The sequence below is a fragment of the Nocardiopsis sp. NPDC050513 genome (genome assembly GCF_044457925.1).
In the GTDB taxonomy this organism is placed as follows: domain Bacteria; phylum Actinomycetota; class Actinomycetes; order Streptosporangiales; family Streptosporangiaceae; genus Nocardiopsis.
This window is the reverse complement of the sequence record NZ_JBITHK010000002.1, coordinates 109,135-128,590: the sequence shown is the minus strand read 5'-3', so window position 1 is coordinate 128,590 and position 19,456 is coordinate 109,135. Positions and strand designations below refer to the sequence as shown.

17 protein-coding genes and 3 tRNA genes are annotated in these 19,456 nt (G+C 72.3%); 9 read left to right on the top strand and 11 right to left on the bottom strand.

Annotated elements, in window-relative coordinates:
* Nucleotides 1–21 precede the first annotated feature (21 nt).
* Entirely contained in the window at nucleotides 22–540 is a 519-nt protein-coding gene (locus tag ACIBFB_RS03300) for a hypothetical protein (protein WP_397225668.1), read from the bottom strand.
* Complete coding sequence (locus ACIBFB_RS03295; RefSeq protein WP_397225666.1) at nucleotides 540–878, bottom strand: hypothetical protein; 339 nt, start codon at nucleotides 876–878, stop codon at nucleotides 540–542. The genes ACIBFB_RS03300 and ACIBFB_RS03295 overlap by 1 nt, the downstream gene beginning before the upstream one ends.
* A 163-nt stretch (nucleotides 879–1,041) precedes the next feature.
* Here ACIBFB_RS03295 and ACIBFB_RS03290 point away from each other — a divergent pair.
* Both ACIBFB_RS03290 and ACIBFB_RS03285 read left to right on the top strand, forming a co-directional pair.
* Nucleotides 1,042–1,114 (top strand) — tRNA-Asn (locus ACIBFB_RS03290).
* A 172-nt stretch (nucleotides 1,115–1,286) separates the two neighbouring features.
* Nucleotides 1,287–1,359, top strand: a tRNA-Asn gene (locus tag ACIBFB_RS03285).
* Nucleotides 1,360–1,480: 121 nt separating this feature from the next.
* Here ACIBFB_RS03285 and ACIBFB_RS03280 read toward each other — a convergent pair.
* On the bottom strand, nucleotides 1,481–2,368 hold the full coding sequence (locus tag ACIBFB_RS03280) for an SAM-dependent methyltransferase (RefSeq protein WP_397225664.1): 888 nt from the start codon (nucleotides 2,366–2,368) through the stop codon (nucleotides 1,481–1,483).
* A 579-nt stretch (nucleotides 2,369–2,947) separates the two neighbouring features.
* Between ACIBFB_RS03280 and ACIBFB_RS03275 the strand changes: the two genes are divergently transcribed.
* Nucleotides 2,948–3,646, top strand: coding sequence for a RibD family protein (locus ACIBFB_RS03275; protein WP_397225662.1), 699 nt, complete (start codon nucleotides 2,948–2,950; stop codon nucleotides 3,644–3,646).
* Nucleotides 3,643–4,125 carry a dCMP deaminase gene (locus ACIBFB_RS03270; protein ID WP_397225660.1) on the top strand — a complete coding sequence of 161 codons (483 nt, stop codon included), beginning with the start codon at nucleotides 3,643–3,645 and terminating at the stop codon, nucleotides 4,123–4,125. Before ACIBFB_RS03275 ends, ACIBFB_RS03270 begins: the two co-directional genes overlap by 4 nt.
* A gap of 82 nt (nucleotides 4,126–4,207) precedes the next feature.
* Here the strand turns inward: ACIBFB_RS03270 and ACIBFB_RS03265 are convergent, their stop codons facing one another.
* Entirely contained in the window at nucleotides 4,208–6,700 is a 2,493-nt protein-coding gene (locus ACIBFB_RS03265; protein WP_397226413.1) for a DEAD/DEAH box helicase, read from the bottom strand.
* Between the two features lie 132 nt (nucleotides 6,701–6,832).
* Nucleotides 6,833–7,822, bottom strand: a complete 990-nt coding sequence (locus tag ACIBFB_RS03260; protein ID WP_397225658.1) for a malate dehydrogenase — start codon at nucleotides 7,820–7,822, stop codon at nucleotides 6,833–6,835.
* Nucleotides 7,823–8,084: 262 nt separating this feature from the next.
* Between ACIBFB_RS03260 and ACIBFB_RS03255 the strand changes: the two genes are divergently transcribed.
* A tRNA-Ile gene (locus tag ACIBFB_RS03255) sits at nucleotides 8,085–8,158 on the top strand.
* A 281-nt stretch (nucleotides 8,159–8,439) separates the two neighbouring features.
* Here ACIBFB_RS03255 and ACIBFB_RS03250 read toward each other — a convergent pair.
* Together ACIBFB_RS03250 and ACIBFB_RS03245 are read right to left on the bottom strand one after the other, a co-directional pair.
* On the bottom strand, nucleotides 8,440–9,228 hold the full coding sequence (locus ACIBFB_RS03250) for a hypothetical protein (protein ID WP_397225656.1): 789 nt from the start codon (nucleotides 9,226–9,228) through the stop codon (nucleotides 8,440–8,442).
* 179 nt (nucleotides 9,229–9,407) lie between these two features.
* Nucleotides 9,408–9,986 carry a DUF4870 domain-containing protein gene (locus tag ACIBFB_RS03245; RefSeq protein ID WP_397225654.1) on the bottom strand — a complete coding sequence of 193 codons (579 nt, stop codon included), beginning with the start codon at nucleotides 9,984–9,986 and terminating at the stop codon, nucleotides 9,408–9,410.
* Nucleotides 9,987–10,483: 497 nt separating this feature from the next.
* Here ACIBFB_RS03245 and ACIBFB_RS03240 point away from each other — a divergent pair, with 497 nt between their 5' ends.
* Nucleotides 10,484–12,373 carry a GDSL-type esterase/lipase family protein gene (locus tag ACIBFB_RS03240; RefSeq protein WP_397225652.1) on the top strand — a complete coding sequence of 630 codons (1,890 nt, stop codon included), beginning with the start codon at nucleotides 10,484–10,486 and terminating at the stop codon, nucleotides 12,371–12,373.
* 23 nt (nucleotides 12,374–12,396) lie between these two features.
* On the opposite strand, the gene ACIBFB_RS03235 is transcribed toward ACIBFB_RS03240, so the two are convergent.
* Both ACIBFB_RS03235 and ACIBFB_RS03230 read right to left on the bottom strand, forming a co-directional pair.
* On the bottom strand, nucleotides 12,397–13,017 hold the full coding sequence (locus ACIBFB_RS03235) for a TetR/AcrR family transcriptional regulator (protein WP_397225650.1): 621 nt from the start codon (nucleotides 13,015–13,017) through the stop codon (nucleotides 12,397–12,399).
* Nucleotides 13,018–13,277: 260 nt separating this feature from the next.
* Nucleotides 13,278–14,000: a glycerophosphodiester phosphodiesterase gene (locus ACIBFB_RS03230; RefSeq protein WP_397225648.1), complete on the bottom strand. Its 723-nt coding sequence runs from the start codon at nucleotides 13,998–14,000 to the stop codon at nucleotides 13,278–13,280.
* A gap of 224 nt (nucleotides 14,001–14,224) precedes the next feature.
* Between ACIBFB_RS03230 and ACIBFB_RS03225 the strand changes: the two genes are divergently transcribed.
* The gene (locus tag ACIBFB_RS03225; RefSeq protein ID WP_397226411.1) at nucleotides 14,225–14,995 is read left to right on the top strand and encodes a DeoR/GlpR family DNA-binding transcription regulator; all 771 of its coding nucleotides are present in this window, start codon (nucleotides 14,225–14,227) and stop codon (nucleotides 14,993–14,995) included.
* A 46-nt stretch (nucleotides 14,996–15,041) separates the two neighbouring features.
* On the opposite strand, the gene ACIBFB_RS03220 is transcribed toward ACIBFB_RS03225, so the two are convergent.
* Entirely contained in the window at nucleotides 15,042–15,518 is a 477-nt protein-coding gene (locus tag ACIBFB_RS03220) for a VOC family protein (protein WP_358563305.1), read from the bottom strand.
* A 70-nt stretch (nucleotides 15,519–15,588) separates the two neighbouring features.
* Nucleotides 15,589–16,866: an MFS transporter gene (locus tag ACIBFB_RS03215; protein WP_397225646.1), complete on the bottom strand. Its 1,278-nt coding sequence runs from the start codon at nucleotides 16,864–16,866 to the stop codon at nucleotides 15,589–15,591.
* A 224-nt stretch (nucleotides 16,867–17,090) separates the two neighbouring features.
* Here ACIBFB_RS03215 and ACIBFB_RS03210 point away from each other — a divergent pair, with 224 nt between their 5' ends.
* Complete coding sequence (locus tag ACIBFB_RS03210) at nucleotides 17,091–18,707, top strand: sensor histidine kinase (protein ID WP_397225644.1); 1,617 nt, start codon at nucleotides 17,091–17,093, stop codon at nucleotides 18,705–18,707.
* Between the two features lie 76 nt (nucleotides 18,708–18,783).
* Complete coding sequence (locus ACIBFB_RS03205; RefSeq protein WP_397225642.1) at nucleotides 18,784–19,446, top strand: response regulator; 663 nt, start codon at nucleotides 18,784–18,786, stop codon at nucleotides 19,444–19,446.
* The last annotated feature ends 10 nt before the right edge of the window (nucleotides 19,447–19,456 follow it).

Here is a 19,456-nt window from a genome sequence, read left to right as displayed (position 1 = left end):
CGCCGGGCTCGCGAGGCCGAGTCAGACGCCCATCTGGTCCCGGAGGGTGGCCAGGACGTGTGAGACGGCGTCGGACAGGGCCTGGTCCTCCGGGTCCAGGCCCTCGCTCAGGTGCACGCGCCAGCGCGCCTCGCTGCTCCCGGGGGGCCGGCGCGCCACCAGGCGGAAGCCGGTGGCCGAGTCGCCGCGGGGGTAGGGGACGAACCGGTTGACCAGGATGGTGGCGGTGACGCGCTCGGCGACCGCCTCGGCCATGCGGCGGTAGTCGACGGCGTCCTCGGCCGGTTCCGCGCGCAGCCGGACGGTCTGCCGCCCCTCGCCCTCCTCGTCGAAGGTCAGCGTCTCCGGGGTCCACCGGGCCTGGTCGATGTCCTGCCAGGGCACCGCGCGGCCGTCGGGCAGGTACAGCGCCCGGGTGGTCGCGACCAGGAGGGGCTGCTCGCCCTCGGTCGCGCGTACCGGTGCGTGGGCGAGCACGCGCTCGCCGCGCTCCAGTCGCGCGCGGACCGACTCGGGCACCCCGCGGCCGAACAGGCCCACTAGCTGTCCCGAGGGCTCTCGGACGAGCCGTTGGCGCTCGACGGGCCGCCCTCGGCCATGTGCCGCTCCCACTCGACGAGATCCCGCTCCTCCTCCGTGGGGCGGGCGAGGAAGTCGCGCAGGGAGGTGACCGGAAGGGTGCCGACGGCCTTGTCGTAGACCGTGCGCCCGGCGTTGCCGACCTGTGCGCCGACGAGCCCGGCCACCTCCTGCACGACCGGGTTGTCGGCGACCTTCCGGGCGGTGCGGACGAGCTGCTCGTAGCGGGCCCTGCCCGCCTTGGCGCCCAGGACGTAGCCGACGGCGAGTCCGGCGGCGAAGGTGATCCGGTAGCGCATGGGCTCCCTCTCCAGGCCTTGGTGGCGATCGGGACGGTTCGTGCCCTGACGTTACCGCGTCGTGGCCGCGGCCACACGGCCCGACACCGGTCACGAGCACTCCGCGAGCGCGCTAGGCTGGTGCTTGTCGCGGCGACCCCCGTCAGGACGCCGCGGAACGCGATCCCGCGTAGCTCAATTGGCAGAGCAGCCGGCTGTTAACCGGCAGGTTACTGGTTCGAGTCCAGTCGCGGGAGCGGGCAAGGGCCCTCCCCCTGGGAGGGTCCTTCGTCGTGTGCGGGGGTCCGCCGGTGGTTCGGAGCACCGGCGGCGGTGGCGGCGGAAGGCGGAAAACCCGTCCCGAGCACCCCTCGGTAGGCGCTAGGGTAGTGCTTGTCGCCGGGCCCCGAGGGGCGCTGGCGGTCGCGATCCCGCGTAGCTCAATTGGCAGAGCAGCCGGCTGTTAACCGGCAGGTTACTGGTTCGAGTCCAGTCGCGGGAGCTGTGGAGGGTCCTTCCCGGAAGGGGAGGGCCCTTCGTCGTTGCCGGGGTGGGCAGCACGACGCCCCTCACCCGCTGTCGGGCCGGAGGGGCTCCAACGCGGGGGAGAGGGGGCGACGGGTTCAGATCCGGCCCACACCGCCGAGGATCAGCCGACGGTTGCGGCGGGGCATCTGGTAGGTGCCCGGGATGGGCGGCGCGACCGGCAGGGTGCGCCAGCGCTGCACCTCGAGGATTCCGGGGCTGAGGATCTTCCAGCCGTCGAGGAGCGACTCCACCGCGCGGCGTCCGCGCCACCAGCCGGAGCCGAGGTGCTCGACGAAGACCTGCTCCAGCCGGGTGGCCCGCATCGCGTCCTTGGAGTACTGGCCCGGGTCGGGGCGGCAGTAGTGGCTGAGGACGACGTGGCTTCCGGGGGCGAACGCCGAGCGCAGGGTCGCGATGTGCCCGGCCGGGTCCTCGTCGTCGGACACGTGCGGTACGACGCCGGCGACCAGCAGTCCGACCGGCTGGTCGAGGTCGAGGAAGCGGCGGGTCTCGTCGTCGCGCAGGACCTGGCCGGGCTCGGTCAGCCCGCCGCGCACGGCCGTGACGGTGCGGCCGTCGCAGATCAGGGCGCGCAGGTGGGTCAGCACCATGGGGTCGTCGGTGGCGTAGACGACGCGGACGTCCGGTTCGCTCGCGAGGGCGATCTCGTGCGGATCGCCCGGAGTCGGCAGACCCGAGCCGAACTGGAGGAACTGCCGGATTCCCGCCTCCTCGACGAGGAAGCGGACCGCGCGTTGGAGGAAGGCGCGCTCGCCGAGCACGATCTCCTGGAAGCCGGGCGCGGCGTCGTCGGCACGAGTGGCGAGCTCGCGATCGCTCTCGAAGTGGTCCTTGCCCTTGAGGTGGAAGGAGCGCAGCCGAGCGATGCTGGGCTGCGCCAGGTCGACGGTGGGCGGCGGATTGGCCCGGACGTGTTTGCCCCCCGCCTGCCTCAGGAAATCGGGGGAGGTGAATCGCGACATCGCCGTCCTCTTGTCGTGAGGTGGGGAAGTGTGGTCGACTCCTGGGATTGTATTCCTCACGGGCGGTGTTTGTTAACCGAGTCGAGGATACGGGTTGTAAAAAAAGCGGGATGGGGGTGCTCTTGTGCTCTGGCCGGTTGGGCGTTACTCCAATCTCGGGGCAAGCGGGGCGTATACCCTTAATGTCCATTTTGCGAGGAATCGACGGAGGCGTGCGAGCCCCGGGGCCCCGCTCCGGCGGGCCCGCGGAGACTGCGGGGAAACCGGTTCGGCGTCCTTCCCGGGGGTGGCGGAGGCCAGCTCGGGGCCGCTTCCTCGAACAGGTATCGGAAGACGTGTTGTCCGCGTATGTCGGCAAAGTGCCACCAGGCGCATACGGAGCGGAGTAGAATAAGGTCGCCGTGAATACGGGCGAGTAATTCGCGATGCGTTCTCGCTGCCTGCGCGAATACCGTCGCCCGGGCAGCAATGCGCAGGAGGCGCCGGGTTCGCCTCCCGGCCGAAAACCCTCGGTGCGTCCTTCCCGGAACCCTCGCCACGTCCGGATCCGATCCCGCCGGGCGCGGCTAGCCTGGGGGGATGGACCGTCCCCACACCATCCTGAGCTGCGCCATCTCGGTCGACGGGCGCATCGACGACACCAGCCCCGAACGGCTGCGGCTGTCCAACGAGGCCGACTTCGCCGAGATCGACGCGCTGCGCGCCGAGTGCGACGCGATCCTCGTCGGCGCGGGCACGCTGCGCGCCGACGACCCCAGGCTTCTCGTGCGCTCCCCGGAACTGCGCGAACGCCGCCGCGCCCAGGGCCGCACCGAGCACCTGCTCAAGGCCGTGGTCACCCGGGGCGGCGACGTCGACCCCTCCGCGCGCCTGTTCGCGACCGGCGACGCCGGGGCGGTCGTCTACACCGGCGGCGACGGGGTCGGACTGGCCCGCGAGCGCCTGGCCGCACGGCCGACCGCCGAACCCCCCGCCGAGGTCGTGGACGCCGGGGACCCGCCGACCGCCGAGGCGATCCTGGCCGACCTGGCCGCGCGCGGCGTCGGACGCCTGCTCGTGGAGGGCGGCGGCCACATCCACACGCTCTTCCTCACCTCGGGCCTGGTGGACGAACTCCGCCTGGCGGTGGCCCCGTTCTTCGTGGGCGAGGCGGACGCCCCGCGCTTCGTCCTGCCCGGCGCCTTCCCGCACGGCCCCGTGTCGCCCATGCGCCTGGTCGAGAGCCGTGCGCTCGGCGACGTCGCCGTCCTGCGCTACCGGCTGGGGGCGGGGGAGTGAGCGCCGGACCGCCGCCGGCCGCGGGCGACGCCGACGCGCACTGGCTGCGCCGGGCCGTCGACCTGTCGCGGAACTGTCCGCCCTCGACCACGGCCTTCTCCGTCGGCGCGGTCGTGGTCGCCGCGGACGGGACCGTCCTGGGCGAGGGCTACTCGCGCCGCGACTCCCCGCACGACCACGCCGAAGAGGTCGCGCTCCGGGGAGTGGACGCGGCCGACCCCCGCCTGGGCGGGGCCACCCTCTACACGTCGCTGGAACCGTGCAGCGCCCGCGCCTCCCGCCCCGTGCCCTGCGCGGAGCTGGTGCTGGGCACCCCGATCCCGCGCGTGGTCCTCGCCTGGCGCGAGCCGGAGCTGTTCGTCGACTGCGACGGCGCCGAACGGCTGCGCCAGGCGGGCCGGGAGGTCGTGGAACGCCCCGACCTGGCCGAGGGCGTGCGCGCGGCCAACGCCCATCTGCTGGCGGGCGGCGACCCCTAGCGCGGGGGCGGGGCCCGGAACGAGCACGGTTCGGGCGCCGCCGGGGATCGTGAGAAGGCGACCGCGCCGTCGACGTCCCGCCTCAGAGCCGGTTGACGTCGGTGACCCGCACGACCGCGTGGCCCTCGGCGTCGGAGGCGGCCAGGTCGACCTCGGCGCTGATCCCCCAGTCGCGGTCGCCCGCCGGGTCGGCCAGCACCTGCCGGATCCGCCAGAGCCCGTCCTCCTCCTCGATGAGCAGCAGCGCGGGGCCGCGCGCGTCGGGGCCGGTCCCGATCTCGTCGTGCTCGTCGAAGTAGTCCTCCAGGGCCTCCTCCCAGGCCTCGGCGTCCCACTCGCCGTCGGAGTCCAGCCCGCCCAGCTCGTCGTAGCGGCGGCGGGCGGCCAGTTCGACCCGGCGGAACATCTCGTTGCGCACCAGGACCCGGAACGCCCGCGTGTTGGCGGTGACCGGGCGGACCCGCTCCTCAGCCTCGGCCTCCCCGTCGGGGGACTCCTCCTCGGGGTTGGTGAGCCGCTCCCACTCGTCCAGGAGGCTGGAGTCGACCTGGCGGACGAGCTCGCCGAGCCACTCGACGAGGTCGCGCAGCTCCTCGGTCTTGGCGTCGTCGGGAACGGTCTGGTTGAGGGCCTTGTACGCACTCGCCAGGTAGCGCAGCACCAGACCCTCGGAGCGGGCGAGCTCGTAGAAGCCCACGTACTCGGTGAAGGTCATCGCCCGCTCGAACATGTCGCGTGCCACCGACTTGGGCCGCAGCGGGTGGTCGCCCACCCAGGGGTGGCCGCGCCGGTAGACCTCGTAGGCGTGGTCGAGCAGCTCCTCCAGCGGCTTGGGGTAGTCGACCTCCTCCAGCCGCTCCATGCGCTCCTCGTACTCGATCCCGTCCGTCTTCATCCGCTGGACGGCCTCGCCGCGGGCCTTGTTGAGCTGGGCGCCGAGGATCTGCCGGGGGTCGTCCAGGGTGGATTCCACGACGCTGAGCACGTCCAACGCGTAGCTGGGCGAGGCCGTGTCGAGCAGTTCCAGCGAGGCCAGGGCGAACGTGGACAACGGCTGGTTGAGCGCGAAGTCGGCCTGCAGGTCCACCGTGAGGCGGGCGGTCCGGCCCTGCCCGTCCGGTTCGGTCAGGGTCTCGACGATGCCGCCGTCGAGCAGCGACCGGTAGATGGCGATCGCCTCGCGGATGTGGCGGCGCTGCGTCCTGCGGTCGTCGTGGTTCTCGGTGAGCAGGTGCCGCATGGCGGTGAAGCAGTTGCCGGGACGGCCGATCACGCTGAGCAGCATGGCGTTGCTGACACGGAACCGGGAGGTCAGCGGCTCGGGCTCGGCGTCGATGAGCTTGTCGAACGTCGCCTTGTCCCAGGAGACGAAGCCCTCGGGGGCCTTCTTGCGCACGACCTTGCGCCTCTTCTTGGCGTCGTCGCCCGCCTTGGCCAGCGCCTTCTCGTTCTCGATCACGTGCTCGGGCGCCTGGGCGACCACGTTGCCCACGGTGTCGAACCCGGCGCGCCCGGCCCGCCCGGCGATCTGGTGGAACTCGCGGGCGCGCAGGCGGCGGACCCGGACGCCGTCGTACTTGCTCAGGGCGGTGAAGAGCACGGTGCGGATGGGCACGTTGACGCCCACGCCCAGGGTGTCGGTGCCGCAGATGACCTTGAGCAGCCCGGCCTGGGCCAGCCGTTCGACCAGGCGCCGGTACTTGGGCAGCATGCCCGCGTGGTGCACGCCGATGCCGTGCCGCACGTACCGGGACAGGTTGCGGCCGAACCTGGTCGTGAACCGGAAGTTGCCGATCTCCTCGGCGATCGCCGCCTTCTCCGCCTTCGTGCACATGTTGATGCTGGTCAGGGACTGCGCCCGCTCGACCGCCTGCGCCTGCGTGAAGTGGACGATGTACACCGGCGCCTGGCCGGTGGACAGGAGTTCCTCCAGGGACTCGTGCAGCGGCGTGACCCGGTAGTCGTAGTAGAGGGGGACCGGGCGTTCGGCGGAGGCGACCACGGAGGTGGACCGCCCGGTGCGCCGGTTGAGGTCCTCCTCGAAGCGCGTGACGTCGCCCAGGGTGGCCGACATGAGGAGGAACTGGCACTGGGGCAGCTCCAGCAGCGGCACCTGCCAGGCCCAACCGCGATCGGGCTCGGCGTAGAAGTGGAACTCGTCCATGACCACCGTGCCGATGTCGGCGCGGCCGCCCTCGGCGAGCGCGATCTGGGCCAGCACCTCGGCCGTGCAGCAGATGATGGGGGCGTCGGCGTTGACGCTGGCGTCGCCGGTCATCATGCCGACGTTGTCGGTGCCGAAGATCGCGCACAGGTCGAAGAACTTCTCCGAGACCAGGGCCTTGATGGGCGCGGTGTAGAACGCGCACTCGTCCCGGGACAGGGCGGCGAACAGCGCGCCCGTGGCGACCATGCTCTTGCCGGAGCCGGTCGGGGTGTTGAGGATGACGTTGGACCCGGAGACGACCTCGATGAGGGCCTCCTCCTGGTGCGGGTAGAGCGTGAGACCCCGCTCCTCGGCCCACAAAGCGAACGCCTCGAAGAGGGAGTCGGGGTCGGGTTCGGCCGGAAGCACATCGATGAGACTCACACTTCCTATACTGCCCGCTCCCGCGCACCCTTCGGGACGGTCGTCCGCCGAGGCCGCCGGACACGACGACGGGCGCGGCCCCCGGAGAGGGGGACGCGCCCGGGGCGCCCGGGAGGGCTAGACCAGGCCGAGCCCGCGGACGGTGTCGCGCTCCTCGACCAGCTCCTGGACGGAGGCGTCGATGCGGGAGCGGGAGAAGTCGTCGATCTCCAGGCCCTGGACGATCTCCCAGCGGCCGTCCCTGGAGACGACCGGGAAGGAGGAGATGAGGCCCTCGGGAACCCCGTAGGAGCCGTCGGACGGAATGGCGGCGGAGGTCCAGTCGCCCTCGGGAGTGCCGTTGACCCAGTCGTGGACGTGGTCGATGGCGGCGTTGGCGGCGGAGGCGGCCGAGGACGCGCCCCGGGCCTCGATGATCGCGGCGCCGCGCTTGGCGACGGTCGGGATGAAGTCGTTCTCCAGCCAGGCCTGGTCGTCGACGGCCTTGGCGGCGTCGGCGCCGTTGACCTCGGCGTGGAACAGGTCCGGATACTGGGTCGCCGAGTGGTTGCCCCAGATCGTGAGCTTCTTGATGTCGTTGATCGACACGCCGAGCTTCTTGGCGAGCTGGGTGAGCGCGCGGTTGTGGTCGAGGCGGGTCATGGCGGTGAAGCGCTCGGCCGGGACGTCCGGCGCGTGGCTCTGGGCGATGAGGGCGTTGGTGTTGGCCGGGTTGCCGACGACCAGGACGCGGATGTCGTCGGCCGCGCCGGCGTTGATCGCCTCGCCCTGGGGCTTGAAGATGCCGCCGTTGGCCTCGAGCAGGTCACCGCGCTCCATGCCCTTGCCGCGCGGACGGGCGCCGACGAGCAGGCCGACGTTGGCGCCCTCGAAGGCCTGGCGGGCGTCGTCGAAGATGTCGATGCCCTGGAGGAGCGGGAACGCGCAGTCGTCCAGCTCCATGGCCGTGCCCTCGGCGGCCTTGACGGCCTGCGGGATCTCCAGCAGACGCAGCTTCACCGGGGTGTCGGCTCCCAGCAGCTGACCGGAGGCGATCCGGAACAGCAGGGCATAGCCGATCTGGCCAGCGGCGCCGGTGACGGTGACGTTGACGGGTACTTGGGCCATGACGTGAACTCTCCTGACGACGAAGTGCGACCCGAGATGTTACCAACGGGTAAGAAGCGGCGTCGGCGCCGGGGAGCTGGGGTCCGGCCAGGCGCGAGCCGCACCTCACCACCCTAGACCGCCCGTCTCCGGGAGGGGTGACCCAGGTGCGCGGAAGGAGACCGTGCCCTGATGGCGCCGTGTGCCAATCCCCTTCGGCGTCGGATTTCCGGCGCGGAAACGCCGGACGCACCCTGTTAGGATGACGTTTGCCGACGACGGCGGGCCGGTAGCTCAGCTGGTTAGAGCAGGGGACTCATAATCCCTGGGTCGCGGGTTCGAGTCCTGCCCGGCCTACCCTCTCCGACCCGAAAGAAGCGCCGCCGACCTGCACGGACAGGTCAGCGGCGCTGGCATGTGCCCCGCGGACTCCCGCGGTCCGGTCCGCGCGGGGAATGCGCGTCGCCGGAACACCTCGCATCCGAACGTCATTCGGCGTCGGACTTCGCCTTCGCGGTGCGCGAGGCCGAATAAGACGACAAGTCCGACATCGCCCGTACGGCCCACGCATTTCGCCACCTGTGAAGGGTGGATTCCTTCATTCAGGCCAACCACCGCGTGGTTCGCGGCGCGCCGGGTCAGCGCGCCGCGGAGGACGTGCCCGCCCGGTGCGCGAGCGCACGGTGCAGCCCGCGTTGAACGGAGGGGCCGGGCTGGAGCGCCTTGCGGCCGTCCGCCGCCGCCCGCACTCCCTGAGCGATCCCCGGCGCGCGCGAAGCGCTCCTCTCGCGGCGCTCCACCGGCGCCAGGGCGATCACGGACCGCCCCATCGCGAGGCCGAGGGCCGCCACCGCCTCGGCGATCTCCTCACGGGGCATCACCTGCCGCACCTGATCACCGGGGACGACCATGCGGCGCGGCTCCTGGCCGCGCAACGGGGCGCCGGCCACGATGCCCTCGACCAGTTCGCGCAGCGCTCCCCACACCTGCGGCAGGTCCAGCAGCCGCTCGGTGGCGTGGAACGCGGCCGTCCTGGTCACGCGGGGGTCGCGCTCGAGTTCCGTGATGCGTTCGGTGTCGTAGGCGGTCGACTCGTCCACGGCGCCCGCCAGGAGCATCGCACGGCTCACCTCGGGATCGGTGAACCCGCGGTGCCGCATCCACCGCACCTGGGCCAGCACTCCCCCCGCCAACGCCATGACCTCGCCCTGGGCACTGACCCCGTTCGACGACCAGCGGACGTGGCCGCGCGCGGGTTCCAATCCTCCCGCCCGCCCGTCCCACTGCGGGGGGAACTCCAGTCTGATGCCCGAGACCGGCATACCCACCGCCTCGGCGATCACCGCGTGGCCCATCTCGTGGGCCACGACCACCTCGTCCAGCAGGTGCTGGGCGGCATGTGCACCGGATCCGCGCGGTTCGGGCATGGTCCACGGCTCCTCGACACGTCCACAGGGCCCGGGATCGGGCGCTCACAAGGTAGCAGCAGGGCCCCCGCCCCGCACCGGCTCCGTGGCGGGAGGACCGACCACCGCCACCGGCCCGAGGACGGGGGCGACGCCCGCCAGCGCCCCACCCGGACCGGGCGGAGCACTGGCCGCGGTCGCTACTTCACCCAGGTGACGTTGAACGGGTACGTGAACGGCTGGCCCTGGTTGGCGGCCTGTCCGGCCCGCACCCCCATGACGATCGAGAAGATCAGCGCGGCGATCCAGATCAGGTAGCCGATGAGCACGATCATCAGCAGACCGGAGACCACGTAGGCGATCAGCATGACGAGCTGGAAGTTCAGGGCGGCCGCCGCCTGCTGCCGGACGAACGGGGAGTCGTCCTTCTTGATCACGTAGATGATCAGGGGAACGATCCATCCGAGGATGCCGCCGCCCACATGGGCGAAGAAGGCCATCTGCCTGTCGTCGGGCGTGGGCTGGCCGCCGTGCCACTGCTGGCCGTGCGGAGGGTGGCCGCCGGGCTGGTGCCCGTATCCGGGCTGGTCGTGCGGGGGAGGGTAGCCACCCGGCTGGGCCGGGTAGCCGCCGCTGGGGTAGCCGCCGCCGGGCTGGCCGGGCGGCGGGGCGTAGCCGCCCGTCCCCTCCTGGTGGGCGGGCCACTGGCCGGGGCCCTGGCCCTGTCCCTGGCCGTAGGGGTCCTCCGGCGGGGGCGGGGGCGGGTGCGGGTAGGACATGGTCTTCTCCTTCGGTGGGTTCGGGGGAACGGCCGCGATGGTCCCACCTCAGCAGACGGTCACTGGTGGGTGTCGGTTCCCGGCGGCCGGGAACGGTGGGGTCTCGTGGCCTCGGCACTCGATGACTAGCATGCCAGGACGCGACCGGCGAATCCCATGCCGCGGGTGCCCGACCCGCACGGCTCCGCCGGGGTGCCCGGTTCGGTTCGGGATCCCGTTCCGAGAAATCACGGAAAATGTGAAAAGCCTTCATGAAAGAATGGGCCCGACACCCGTTTACTCCGTCCGGTCCGTGACGAACGGCGTGGATTCCTTGTGTGTTCTCCGCGCTCTTCCGTGTCGTCCGCGCCGCGCCTGATGCCGGATTTCTCCCCGCAGTTCCGAGTGCTCCCCTAGACTGGTGGCCCACCCGGGGTGATGGTGTCGCACGTCTCATCAACCGCCGCCCGCCCTACGTCGTCCGACATGTCGGTGATGGAACAGCGGAGAGGCGAGTGGTGAGCCGGGGTGAGCGAGGACGGCGGAGAGCACCCGCCCGACGGGGACGCCACCGGGCGTGGTGGACGAGCGCGGGTGCGGCCGTCGTCGCGGTCGCCGCCGCCGGCGTGGTCCTCCACGTCCTGCCGGGCGAGGCCGATTCCCCGCCGCGCGCCGCCGCGTCCCTGGCCCCGGCCCCCTTCGCCGACCTCGTCGACCGCATCGGGGTCTCCTCCGACGGCGCCGCCGTCACCGGTGACCTCGACGGCGCGGGCAACAGCCTGTCCGCCCAGACCCTGACCGCCGCCGGATGGCTCCCCGGGAGCCGCGTCACCGTCCTCGGCTCCTCCGTCGACCTGCCCTCCTACGGTCCAGGGCGGCCCGACCACCTGGTCAGCGAGGGCCAACGCGTGCGCCTGGAGGAGAACCGCGTCCACGCGGTCACCTTCCTCGCCACCGCCGTCCGCGCCGACGATGTGGACGCGCCGGTCCTGGGCGCCGGCCGCGTGGTCTACGCCGACGGCACCGAGGAGGAGTTCACCCTCTCCGTCCCCGACTGGGCCAGGGGTCCCGCCGCCGACGCCGTCCTCACCCTCCCCTACGCCAACGCCGTGACCGGGTTCGGCCGCGTCGGCTCGGTGCGCCTGTTCGCCCGCACCGTCCCGGTCGACCCCCTGCGCGAGGTGTCCCACGTCGTCCTGCCCCGGTCCCCCGTCGGCGGCGACCTCCACGTGTTCGCCGTGGAGGGGGCTCCCGTCGGCGACGACTGGGTCGGCACCTGGTCCCGCTCCACCTCCGCCCTGCTGGAGGTCGGCCCCTGGGAGGACCAGACACTGCGCCTGGTCGTGCGCACCAGCACCAGCGGCACCACCGCGCGCATCCGCCTCGACAATACGTTCGCGACCCGCGCCGTGACGATCGGTGCCGCCTCCCTGGCGCTGCGCGGAGACGGAGCCGGGACCGCGGGGGCGGCGGTCCCGCTCACCTTCGACGGCGCCTCCGGAACCGCCATCCCCGCCGGCGCCCAGGTGTTCAGCGACCCCGTCGCGCTCCGGCTGCCGGCCAACACCGAGGTGCTGGTCAGCCTCCACCTGCCGGAGCGGGTGACGAGCGCGCCGGTCCACTACGCGGCCGTGGACCCGAGTTTCACCAGTCCGTCCGGGAGCGGCGACCAGACCCTGGACACCACCGGGGAGCCGTTCACCGCACCGGTCACCCAGTGGCCCTTCCTCACCGGCCTGGAGGTCCTCGGCGCGCCAGGCGCGGTCGCCGCGGTCGGAGACTCGCTCACCGACGGCGTCGGCGCCACGCGCGGCGCCCACACCCGCTGGCCCGACGTGCTCAGCGAACGGTTGGCGGCCCAACCGGGGATCCCCGACCTCGGCGTGCTCAACGCGGGCGTCGCGGGGAACCACGTCGTCTCCGACCCGTACACGGGGGAGGGCCCGGCCGCCACCGCGGCCGGGGTCGGCCTGCGGCACCGGTTCCAGCGCGACGTGCTGGCCCAGAACGGGGTGGACGCCGTCGTCGTCTTCGCCGGGATCAACGACCTGCGGTGGGGGACGCCCGCGCGCGAGGTGATCGCCGGGCTCGACGGGGTCGCCGCGCTCGCTCGGGAACGGGGACTGCGGGTCTTCGTCGCCACGCTCGCCCCGTGCGGGGGCGAGCGGCTGTGCACGCCGGGGATGGAACGGGAACGCCAGAAGGTCAACGCCCACCTGCGGGCACAGGCGGACGCGCCGGACTCGGTGTACGACGGGGTGTGGGACTTCGACCGGGTGCTGCGCGATCCCGCGGACCCGACGCGGCTGCTGCCCGCCTACGACTCCGGAGACCACCTGCATCCGGGCGACGCGGGGTTCCGCGCGATCGCCGAGTCCGTCGACCTGTACGCGCTGGTCGGGGGCTGAACGCCGGATCTCCTGCGGCCCGCTCAGCGCGGGCAGCCCAGGTGGTGGTGGACCACCAGGTCGACGTAGACCGCGCCGAGGTCCTCCAGACTCAGCCCGCCGTCGGGGTCGTACCAGTGCAGGAGGGAGTCCAGGGTCTCCAGGACCTCGTCGGCCGCCCGGCCCGGGTCGCGGATCTCGAAGGTCCGGGAGACGACGCCGTCCCTGATGATCTCCCGGAGGTGTTCGCGGTAGGCGCGGGTGAGGCAGACGATCTCTCTGTGCCGGGAGGGATGGACGGCGCGCAGCACCGGCAGGAGCTCGTGGCCCAGCGCGGTGGCCGCACGATGCTTCCACCCGAGGGCCACGTGCCGTCTGACCAGGTCCGCCATGCGGTCGCGCGCGGGCGCGGCGGCGTCGTCGGCGGCCAGCTGTCCGTCGACGCGCTCGCGGGTGGAGCGCAGCACCACCGCGTAGACGAGGTCGAAGCGGGTGGGAAAGGCACGCCGGAGGGAGGCGGCGGCGGTTCCGGTCTCGGACGCGATCCGCTCGGTCAGAGCGGACATGGCGATGCCGCGCGAGCCGTGTTCGGCGAACAGGCGTGCCGCGCAGTCCAGGACGGGGGCCGTGGTGCGCAGGGCCTGAGGGGAGGTGTCGGCCGTCATCTGTCAGGTATCTCGTCGTTCGGAAGACGCCGCGGGGGTGCGGCGGCGTGGGGACTGATCCGGTGGGAATCCTTTCCGAGGATAGCCCGAGAGGATCGCCCCATCGCGTGGAACGCGGGAAATCGGCGTGGATTGCCGTGGTTATGTGGCACATGATGTAGATGTGCCCGTTGTCGAGCGAATGGGGGCGTGAATCCCGATTTCCAGGCCGCCCCGCGCACTCGCTCCTCCCCTGGTGACCTGCTGTTTCCCTGGGTCGCTCAGGGTGATCCCGCGGTCTGGCGGCCTCCCCTCTCGGCGTCCTTCGTCAGCGCCGTCAGATCCTCGATCCGTTCTGTCGAGATCACGTCGACGCCCATTCCCATGTGCCGCGCCATTTCTGGAAACTCGTTCACGTTCCACGCGGCCACGCGATATCCGAAACGGTGGATCTCCCCGATCCGCTCCCGGTTCAGCAGTGTGTGCCGCACCGCCAGACAGCTGGGGCGCAGGCTCCGGGCCACCTCCTCCGGGGGCAGCCCCGGCTGGTCCCACGGGAGCAGCAACGGCGTCTCCGCGCTGCGCGACCGCAGCGCTGCCAACGCCTCGGCCGAACCGGTGAACGGGACCCGGTCGGCCAGGCCGCGCTCGCGCAGCAGGGCGTCCGCGGCCAGCGCGGCGTCCGGGGCCGCGGCGTCGATCAGCAGGGGCGGAACGGTCCCCGGACGGAACTCGCCGAGCACCTCCATCAGGGTGGGGACGCGCCGATCCACGTCGTCCCGGACGGCCGCCAGTTCGGCCAGGGTGAGGTCGGCGACCGGACGCGGTACGCCGCCGGGTGCGGCCGTGACGCGCTCGTCGGCCAGCACGGGGTACCCGTCCGAACTCAGATGGACGTCGACCTTGACCAGGTCGGCCCCGGCGCGCCACGCTGATCGCAGGGCGGGGAGGGTGTTCCCCGGTGAATGCGCGGTGTCTCCGCTCAGTGCGATGGACAACGTCATGGTGCCAGAGTGGCAAAGTCGGCGGCCCCGCGTGGTGCAAACAGGAAAAACGCCGACCAAGGCGGACCGGCGCGACGGGCCGCGGACGGCGCCGCCGCGCGGCCACTGCGAGCCGTGTCACGTCGCCAGGTCCCCGACCCGGTCCCCCGAACTGGGAAACTCTGTTACATGAGATCGTGTGAGCACGGTGTCCCCAAGGTCGGCCCTGGAGTGTGAGGCGAACGATGATCCCGGACCAGCGACGAGAGCACATCCTGAAGCTCCTGCAAGAGCGTCACGTGCTGAGCATCAACGAGCTCACGTCCATGCTGTCCGTGTCGCACATGACGGTCCGGCGCGACATCCAGGCCCTGGAGAACGACGGCAAGGTCCTGTCGGTGACCGGCGGCGTTCGGCTGGCGGCCCGGCTCAAGAGCGAGCCCTCCTACCTGGCCAAGGCGCAGCTAGAGGTGCCCGCCAAGCGGGCGATCGCGCGCGCGGCCGCCGATCTGGTGCGGGAGAACTTCACCATCTACCTGGACGCGGGGACGACCACCCTGCAGATGGTGCCGATGCTCACGGACAAGGTCGGTCTGACCGTCATCACCAGCGACTTCAACGTCGTCGGCCACCTGATGGAGTACCCGGGGATCGAGCTGATCCACACCGGAGGCGTGGTGTCCCACTCCGACCACTCGTCGGTGGGTCAGTTCACCGCCGACTTCCTCCGCAAGGTCAACGTCGACCTGGCCTTCATCGCCAGCAGTTCCTGGGACGCCGAGCGCGGGTCGACGACCCCCTCGGAGGCGAAGGTGATCGCCAAGCAGGAGCTGTTGCGGATCGCGTCCAAGAGCGTCCTGACGGTGGACAGCACCAAGTACGGCAAGTTCGGCACGTTCCGGGTGGCGAGCCTGGAGGCGTTCGACCTCATCGTCACCGACGACCGGCTCCCGCGCTCGGCGGTGGACGAGCTGGCCGAGCGGGACGTGCGCCTGAAGTTGGTGGGGTGTGACTGACGCGCCCTGACCGGGGCGCCGTTCGCGGGAGCGGCGGCGGAGAGGCTCAGTCCTCGTCGTCGTCGATCTCGGCCGGAGCGAACAGGGCCAGCTCGGTGCCGTCGGGGTCGAAGAAGACGAGCGTGGAGCCGTCGGCGTCGTGGCTGGTCGGCGTGTGCTCGACGTCCAGCTTCGTGAACCGGTCCTCCCACGCCTCCAGCTCGCCGAGGTTGTCCACCCGGAGCACGAGCCGGTCGAGGCCGCAGCGGCGGTGGTCGAACTTGCCCTTGAAGTTGTCCTTGTGCTGCACGAGGTCCAGCAGGAACCCGCAGGAGTGGCGGCACTCGGTGCGCAGTGTGCCGTTCTCGTCCTCGCTGCGCAGCTCCTTGAATCCCAGGACCGATCGGTAGAAGCGCACGCTCTCGTCCCGGTCGCGAACGGAGAGGGTGACGCGGGCGAGACCGCAGATCTGGGGCACCTTGACCTCTCTTCGTCGTCGGCTGGATCCGGGCTTCATGGTGGTCAGTAGATCGAGCACGGTCATCGAGCCTAGGGCCGATCCCACTGTGCTCGGCCACGCCTTAACGCGCGCTTAACACGCGATGTTCCGAGTGTCACGCGGTGCCGCTCCCGAGCGGCGCGCGGGCCCCCTCACCTGCCCCTCCGGTGCTCTCCGCGGGCGCGTCCGCCCGTGTGTACCAGCGGCTCCTCATCGCCAGGACGGTCACCAGGGCCGCGACGAGAGCGCCCGCCGTGGCCAGGGCGAACGCGCCCTGGTGGCCGTGCGCGTCGGCGAGCGACCCGGCCGCGACCGACCCCACCGACTGGCCGAGGATGAGGAAGCTCAGGATGAGCGCCATCGACTGCGACATGCGGCTCGCCGGGGCCGCCCGCTCGATCAGCCCGAACAGGCTCACCAGGTGCGGGCCGATCGCCACGCCGAGCACGAGGATGGCCGCGGCCAGCGCGGCGGCCCCGTCCGCGAAGTAGAGGGGGAACGTGAGCGCGAACAGCGCCCCCGCGGCGACCCGCACCCGTGCGGGCAGCGTGAACGCGACGGGCAGGGACGCCATCATGAGACCGGCGACCGCGCTGCTGGATCCCTGGAGGGCGTACATCAGCCCGGACAGGTCGCCGTAGCCGGAGCCGGTGGCGAAGGCGGTCACCCCCGTGGACATGCCGCCGAAGAACAGCCCCTGGCAGAACATCGGGACGGCGATCACCATCAGGGCGGGGGTGACGATCCGCCCGCCCGCGCCCCGAGCGGGCGGCGACCCCGGCGGAGCGGTCGGGTGCAGGGCGAAGACGGCCCCGAACAGCCCGATGAGGACGGCGGCGCCCAGCACGCTCGCCGAGGGGGAGAGCGTGACGGTGAGCACGCCGACCAGTGCCGGGCCCAGGACGAAAGCGGCCTCGTCCAGGACGCCCTCGACCGACATCGCGGCGGACAGCGAGCGCTCGCGCCCGGCCGCGCCCCGGTCGTCGGTCCGGATCAGCACCACCCAGCGGGTGCGGGCCATCGGGCCGATCTGAGGCATGCACAGCCCGGCGAGGGCGGCGAGGACGGTCAGGAAGGCGGCCGACCGGTCGGCGGCGACCGCGCCGACCAGCAGGACGATCAGTGCGGAGTCCACCAGGGCCATGACCAGCACCGGGCGGCGCTGCCCGTGGCGGTCGGCGAACCGCGCGATGACGGGGCCGCCGACGGCCTCGCCCAGGGCGAAGGCGCCGCTGACGATCCCGGCCTCGGCCACGCTGCCGGTGGCCGAGGTGACCAGCGTCAGCAACCCGATGAGCGCCATGGATACAGGGAGCCGGGCCAGGAACGTGGCCGTCAGAAGGGGCCACCCCGCGATCGCGTCCATGCGCCGCAGCGTCTCCAGTGGTGACATCCGCTCCCCGTCCCGATCGTGCCGTGTCCCTCACGGATTGCAGCACGGAGGTCGCAGACGGGCAATCGTCGGGAAGACCGAAATTCATCCCATGATATGGCTGTTTCTGGGGTGATGTCGTGGTCAGGCACGGTCCGTGGGGGCGTGCTGGGTGACGAAGGTGGTGTGAACCTCCGACTTTCGCTGGTTCCGTGGCCCCGGTCCGCTCTGTGTAGGTTCGTCCCATGGATCTCTCCGAGCCGCTCCGGGCCGTGCGCCGCGCCCTGCGGCCACTGCCCGGCTGGCCGTCCCGCCACGCCCTGGCGCGCGACGCTGCCCTGGCCCTCGCGGTCGGCGCGGGCGTGGTCCTGGAGGGCGTCGTGTCCTGGACCTCGGGTACGGGGGATCCGGTCGAGACCGCGGCGCTGCACGCGGCCCTCGTCGTGGTCGGGCTGCTGGTGATCGTGCTCACCCGCCTGTACCCGGTTCTGGCGGTGGTCGTGTCCCTGCTGGCGAGCCTGGTGTCGCTGAGCATCGGGCTGCTGGTGATCGTGGCGTCCTACCTGTCGGGCCGCCGGGCGCCCAGCGTGTGGCCGGCCATCGGCGTCTTCGCCGTCGGTACGGGCGGCCGGTTGGTGTTCCTGGGCACGGTGGCGTCCGCCGGGGTCGACGCCTGGTCGGTCACCCTCGTCGTCGTGGTCTTCTACCTCGTCCTGCCCTGGCTCGTCGGTGTGCACCGTCGACAGCAGGCGGAGCTGAGCGCGGCCGGATGGGAGCACGCCCGGCAGCTCCAGCGCGAGCACCGGTTGACGGCGGAACAGGCGCGGTCGCGGGAACGCTCGCGCATCGCCCAGGACATGCACGACTCCCTCGGACACGAGCTGAGCCTCATCGCGCTGCGCGCCGGGGCCTTGGAGGTCACGCCGGACCTGGCGGACGGGCACCGCCGCGCCGTCGCCGAGCTGCGCGCGGACGCGGTGACCGCGACCGCCCACCTGCGGGAGATCATCGGCGTCCTGCGCGCGGACGCCGAACCCGCCCCGACGGTCCCCGTCGACGAGGGCGTGCCAGCCCTGGTCGAGCGGGTCCGTGCCTCCGGCATGCGGGTCATGCTGGTCCGGGAGGGCGACCTGACGGACCTGCCGCCGATGGTCGGGCGGGCCGCGCACCGTGTGGTCCAGGAGGCCCTGACCAACGCCGCGAAGTACGCGCCGGACGCCTCCGTCACGGTGTGGTCGATCACCGACGGCAGGACCCTGGAGGTGCGCGTGACCAACGCGGCGCCGGTCGGCGTCCTGCCGGAGACGGCGGAGGGCGGCGGCCGCGGCCTGATCGGGCTGCGCGAGCGCGTCCGGGTGGCCGGGGGGTCGTTCGCGGCCGGGCCGTCCGACGGCGGGTGGGAGGTGGCCGCGACGCTGCCCCTCGGCGGGGCGGTCGCCGTCGCCCCGGACGCCGACCCCGAGAGCGGGGACGGCGACGACATCGACCGGCTGCAGCTGGCGGCCCGCCGGAGGTTCCGCGGGTGGACGCTGGCGCTCGTGGCCTTCCCCGCCGTGTGCCTGGTGGCGCTCATGGTCGTGGCGGTGGGACCGGTGTCGCTGGCGTGGGAGGCGCAGTCGCTGCCCCCCGAGGACCTGGCGCGGATCGGGGTGGGCGACACCCGGGAGGAGGCCGAACGGTACCTGCCGGACCACGCCGTGCTGATGGGCGAGGGCGAACGTGCGGGGTACCGGGAACCCGAGGGCGCCGAGTGCTCCTACTACCACGACGGATCACACGTCCTGGACCCGGACGCGGCCTTCCACCAGGTGTGCTTCCGCGACGGCCGGGTGGTCGGGGCGGGGGTCGCCGCGCGCCGCTGAGCCGCCGCCCGGCGGCGCGAACCGGCGCGCGGGGTACTTCGTCCCCATTCCCGTGAACGAGAGAGCGAGGAGACCGATGATCCGGGTGCTGATCGCCGACGACGAGGCCATGATCCGGGCGGGCGTGCGCGCCATCGTGCAGAGCGACCCCGGGATCGAGGTGGTCGCCGAGGCCGCCGACGGGCGCGAGGCCGTCGAGCTGGTGCTGTCCCACCGCCCCGACGTCGTGCTGCTCGACATCCGCATGCCCCGCATGGACGGTCTGGCGGCCACCGCCGAGATCCGCCGGGTCGCGCCCGGCACCGCGGTGGCCGTCCTCACCACCTTCGGCGAGGACGGCTACATCTCCCAGGCGCTGGGCGACGGCGCCGCCGGGTTCCTGCTCAAGGCGGGCGACCCGCGCGAGCTCATCGCCGGGGTGCACGCGGTCGCCGAGGGCGGCGCCTACCTGTCGCCCCAGGTCGCCAGACAGGTGATCACGCACTACGGGGGCGGTCGGGCGGCCCGCGAGGCCGCCGCCCTGGCCCGGGTCGAGCGGCTCACCGACCGGGAGCGGGACGTGCTCGCCCTCGTGGGGGCCGGGCTGTCCAACGCCGACATCGCGCGTCGCCTGTTCCTGGTGGAGGGCACGGTGAAGAGCTACGTGAGCGCGATCCTCAGCCGCCTGGGCCTGCGCAACCGCGTGCAGGCGGCGATCCTGGCCCACGAGGCCGGACTCACCGACACGGTCGACACGTGATACCGCGTGC